Annotated in this window: 2 protein-coding genes; both read right to left on the bottom strand. The window is 50.0% G+C overall.

Annotated features, from left to right (window positions below):
• Positions 1-195: 195 nt before the first annotated feature.
• Positions 196-3,030: a lactoferrin/transferrin family TonB-dependent receptor gene (locus HMPREF2608_RS03060; RefSeq protein WP_060975174.1), complete on the bottom strand. Its 2,835-nt coding sequence runs from the start codon at positions 3,028-3,030 to the stop codon at positions 196-198.
• Positions 3,027-5,111, bottom strand: a complete 2,085-nt coding sequence (locus HMPREF2608_RS03055) for a transferrin-binding protein-like solute binding protein (RefSeq protein WP_049328591.1) — start codon at positions 5,109-5,111, stop codon at positions 3,027-3,029. The genes HMPREF2608_RS03060 and HMPREF2608_RS03055 overlap by 4 nt, the downstream gene beginning before the upstream one ends.
• Between the last annotated feature and the right edge of the window lie 419 nt (positions 5,112-5,530).

Here is a 5,530-nt window from a genome sequence, read left to right as displayed (position 1 = left end):
AAATGTCTTGGTGGTAATTTAGGGGATTTTGGGGGATTTTGTAAAGGTCTCAAACTGCCTTAGCATTGAATGTCCAGATTCCCGGAATGACGGTTTAGAAGTTACCCTAAACCTCAAAAAAAACCTGCACCTTAATCAGTTGGCGGTTTAGTCCGACTTTTGGGGTGCAGATCAAGCTTTCAGACGGTATTTCCTTTAAAACTTCATTTCAAGCGCGAGGCTGAAGTTCCTGCCCGGTGCGGCATACCTTCCATAGTTACTGTCGCCGCCGTGCCGGTTTGCCGTGCTTTCCGCAGTCTGGCGCAAGGATTCCCAAGTAACGTAGCGGTAGTTGCCGATATTGTAGATAGCCGCCCTCAAGGTCAGCCGTTTTTTCAGATTAAGATAGGCGGAAACATCTGCCGTCGACCAAGCAGACGACGCTCTTTTTGCCGAATATCGTTTTTGATCGCCTGCCAGATAAGCAAGTTCATCAGGGTTTTTCCCTTTGGAATAGGTCAGCATAATGTTTGCGCCCCATTTCCCCTCGGGCTGGTCGTATCCGAACCCCAAAACATAACGCGACGGCTGTACCGCATCCAAAGCATAGCTGCGGAGGGACAGTCCCGGCCGGTTGGATACCGATTTCGGTTTGATACGGTTGTACGCCAAAGTCGTGTACAAACCTTCGGGCAGTTTGTGATACACACCGTTCCAGTCGATTTTTCCCAAGATGTTGATGCCTTGGAGCGACATATTTTGGGCATTGTAATAATCGCGTATATCAATCTCTGTCAATTGTCCTGCCTGATTCGGCAATTTGGTTTTTTGATCGGCAACGGCAATCATATCGGTATAACGGTTGCGGAAGCTGCTGATTTCCAAAAAGCCGAAATCGCCCTTCCACTGCAAACCGATTTCGCGGTTGGCTGCCTTTTCCGATTTCAGGGCAGGACGCTGCCAGCCTTTCGGATAATCGTGATAAATGTCTATCCCGAAAAGTTCTTGGAAGGAGGGCGTTCTGAAGCCGCTGGAGGCGCGGTAAGACAAAGAAAAATGCCGGTTCGGTTTGAACACGATGCCGCTGTTCCACGAACGGTCAACATACCGCCCGCTGCGGACGAGTTCTTCCGACGTGGTAAAGTTTTGCCGGTCGTACCTGCCGCCCAAGCTGAAATCGAAATATTTGCCGATTGAAAAACGGTCGTTCAAAGAAATGTGGATATTGCTGCCGTTGATTTTTCTTGGCACGCATTTGCGGGAACGCAGGGTTTCGATGTAGCCGCAGACCGACCCTTCGACGACTTCGGGCTTACCCAAAAGATACTTGTCTCCCTTATCGGTGTAATCCGAGTATTCCGAAATCCTTGCCGCATTGTGGGAAAGCTGTTCGGGGCGGGAGATCGCTTTGGAAGCATCGTAACCGAAGCCCAAAGTCAGATGGTGTTTCGTCCATTTGTTTTTCAGCGACTTCTCAAACGAGGCATTCAAAACATTGTGCTGTTCGCGGTAGTGGAAACGGTCGCTGCTGTCGTAGGAATACGGCTTGTCTGCCGACGCGCGGCAGGATTTGTCCACGGCAGGATACACGGCGCAATTCAGCTTCAGCGTGTTGTTGTCGGTTGCCACGCCCTGTTTGTCAAACGACAACACCGCCTTGTCCGCCCAATTGTCAGAATACGCTTCGTTTTCATAACGGTACAGCAAACCCATACGGCGGCGGCGGTGATGTTCATCTATAAATTTGGTGCGGGAATATTTCAAACCTATGCCCTTGACCCATTTTTCTTTGTTTTTATCCCACGCTTCTATATTCGGCACAAAATACAAGCCGTCGCGGAAATCGTTGCCGTCGTACACCCCGCTCTTGTCGCTAAACTTTTTCGCCTCGTCCGTACCGTAATACTGTTTTTCCGTCATATCGCGGATGTCGTAACGCTGTTTGGTATCCTCAAACACGCCGCCGACATAATGCCTGCCGCCGAAGCGGTAGCCCAGCTTGGCAAGCCACGAACCGCTGCGGTAATCCATCGGATCGGGCAATATCCTGCCGCCGCCTGTGTACGATTGGGCGGACAGGTTTTCGTGGCGCGCCTGCGCCTCCCGCACCATCGCTTCTTCTTCACTGTTTAAAGCCTGACCTTTTGAACGGCGTTCTTCCACCCAGCGGTTGAGCTGGTTTTTCAAATATTTCCCGTTGCCCGCCAATTTTGCCACAGGCTTGAGCTCACTCTCGCCCTCCGCCAGGAAATATTCCGCCTTTTTATTCGGACTCTGAATATCGTATGTCTGGCGGAACGCGTCCAAACGGTCTATGCCGTATTCCACCCCGTCCGCAATATCGCCGTGCGGGCGCGTTTCCCGCCCTTGGCGTTCGGTTCGGATTAACAGCCCTTCCCAACCGTCCTTACTGAAACCCGCGCCGAGCGACTTCATAAATTGGCGGTTTTTACTGCCGTAGGCGGTTTTTGCCTGTATCCCCCAACTTTTGCCGTCTGAAATCAGGTCTGCCGCCTCTTTGGTGCGGAGGGAGACTGCTCCGCCGAGCGCACCGCTGCCGTGATCGGAAGAACCGGCACCTTTGTCGATTTCTACCGTACCGACGTTTTCATATTCGATTTCGTTGATTGCACCGCTGCCGCCGCGTCCGCCGTATCCGCTCAATGCACCCTGCACGGTAAACGCCTGTATTTGGGCAACACCGTCGACCGAAACCGCCACACGGTTTTTATCCACGCCCCGTATCGAATAACCGCCGCTCGCGCCGTTACCTTGTTCGACGACGGCCACGCCCGGATCGTAGCGCGTCAGGTCGCGGATACCGAGTACCTGTTCTTTGTTCAACGTTTCCGACGTTTTGACGATTTTGCCCAAACCGGTCGCCTCTTTCGATCGCCGTCCCACTTTGGCGGCACGGACGGTAATCTCCTTCAATGATTGACTTTGCGCCGCATCAGATGCCGCTGTTTCGGGGTTTGCCGCATATGATGGGAAAGCGGCTGCAATGGCCAAGGCGGTCAGGGTAAGCGGGAATGTATGCCTTCTGTTCATCGTGTTGCCTCCTTGTCATCTTTCTTCGCACCAAATACCACACCGATTTTTTGTTGGGGTTCGGCAAAGCTGCCGCCCAATTCCGATGCATGAGGTCCGTAAAAGCCCCCTGTTACATGAAGGTTCTCGGCTTTAAACGGTTTGGAGGATGTTGCACCCCTGCCAAGCAGGTCGATACCTGTATCACGGGTACGTGCTGCTGCATGGAAACCGTTGTGCTCAATAATACCGTTTTCAATATAGAAGGCAGGTTCTACACCATTTTTCTCCATCAGGGTGCCGGAAAGGGACTTGTTGGCAAAGTTAACGTCGAATTCGGCTTTTGCCGCTTTATCCGCATGGTTATCCCATTGGATCGGCGCGCCGATACGGGCTTCCCATGAACCTCTATAGTGGACATTCCCAATTTTGGGGATGTCTGCCTCGGAAGTGCGGATACCTTTTATGAAAAGGTCGATATTCCTGTATGCAGAAGCGGGTTGGACAGGTGATTTTCCATCCGTGCCTACGCTTTCCGCGTTGTTTCCTTCATTTTTTCCTGCTGTATTTGCTTCCCCGTTATCTTCCTCTGCCGGCAACTCGGAAGAAGCATGACCGTCATCGGTATCATTTTCCAAACCGTCTTCACCGTCTTCAGGCTCTAAACTTTCATTTTCATCATCAGGTCCCGCGCCTTCATGATCGGAATCTTCGTCCTCTGTTGCAGTCGGTTTGACGACGGGACGGTCGGTTTGCATCCGTCCGATTTTCACATAGTTCAGAAAATCGCAGCAGGTTCGGATTGTCGTTTTCCTGCCGTCGGCAAGAACGATGGTTTGAGTATCTTTGACCAAGGAGATTTCACGCCCTTCGACAAGGAGTTTGTCAGGATGGGCAAAGTCGGGCATAGGCTCGGCAATAAACGGACGTGCCTTAGGATCGGCAGCTTCGTCGGCGGCAATTTTCAGCGAATCCAAGATTTTGGTATGCGTTTCAGACGGCACGGAGCTATTTTGTTTGCCTGCGAATACGCCGAATACGCTTTTGTCGTTGCTGATAAACCGTCCGGCAAGCTCTTCTCCGTTATCACCGAAAAAACCGCCCTCAAGCCGCTGATCGGCATCGGCATGGAAAAACAAATGCTCCTTACCGGCATGTTTTTCCGCTAAATCAGGATTGACCTTGGCACTGCCGATAAAGCGGTTGCCGTCCAATTTTGCAGTAATGTTGTAAATGATCAGCGGCTTTTTAGGTTCATCTGGATTATTCTTATTTTGCACATACTGATTTTTAATCAACTTACCTTCCAGGTTTTTTTTGTCGAAATTAACCGTATATTCGGCAGGATGTTTTTCCCTGTCGTCGGCATCCCTAGCCGCATAAGAAGTTGCACCAATATTATTACCATAATATGTGTTATAACCCAAATTCTCACTGGCAACCGCCTGACCTGTCCGATGACGTTTGGCATCGGTCATATATTGCCAGTTACCGGAATATTTCACCGTTCCCGCGCTCGGTAAAGATTGGGAGGGATGTTCTCCGGAATAATATACAAACCCGTCATAACCAAACCGGTGGGTAAACCGCTTACCACCTGAGTTCTGTTTGATTTCGTCTTCTCCTGTTTGAGTATAAACATATCCGGCCCGGACATATTTATATTGATACACAGCATCTTTTGAATCGGACGTGTAGATTTGTGCATTAGGATGCCGTCCTTTGATTTCCTTTTTAAGTTTGTCGACCTGTTCTTGCGGCGTACCGTCTAAAAACAGGATATCCTCCTCTTTAAGCGGCAGATACTCCTCTGCCTGATGCTTATCGGGAATTTCCGTACCGTCTTTGTTATAAAAAGCAATATTCCGCCTTGGCAACCGCATTGCCGCACCGACGGCGGGCTGGTTGACCGGCGTGGTTTCTATAGAAGGTTTGGCAGGAGCCGGAGCAGGAATATCCTCAGGCTTGGAAGGTTTGGAATCTGACGGGGTTTGCGCGGTCGGCGTTGATTCGACAACAGGCTGCACGCCGAAATTGCCGCCGATACAAGATGCCAAAAGTAAGGGCAACAAGACAATGCCGCCATAATTCGGCTTACACATCCCTACTTTTCCTCTATTTGATTAATAATAATTATCATTATATTAATATGCACAGATAATATCAACCCGTTTTTATAGTGAATTAACAAAAATCAGGACAAGGCGACGAGCCGCAGACAGTATAAATAGTACGGAACCGATTCACTTGGTGCTTCAGCACCTTAGAGAATCGTTCTCTTTGAGCTAAGGCGAGCCTACGATGTACTGGTTTTTGTTAATCCACTATACATCCCGTCATTCCCACGAAAGTGGGAATCTAGAACGTAAAATCTCAAGAAACCGTTTTACCCGATAAGTTTCCGCACTGACAGACCTAGATTCCCGCCTGCGCGGGAATGACGATTCATATAGTGGGAGACCTTTGCAAAATCCCCCAAAATCCCCCAAAATCCCCTAAATGTCTTGGTGGGAATTTAGGG

The sequence above is a fragment of the Neisseria sp. HMSC064D07 genome (assembly GCF_001837185.1).
GTDB lineage: Bacteria > Pseudomonadota > Gammaproteobacteria > Burkholderiales > Neisseriaceae > Neisseria > Neisseria flavescens_C.
This window is presented reverse-complemented; position numbering and strand designations above follow the sequence as displayed.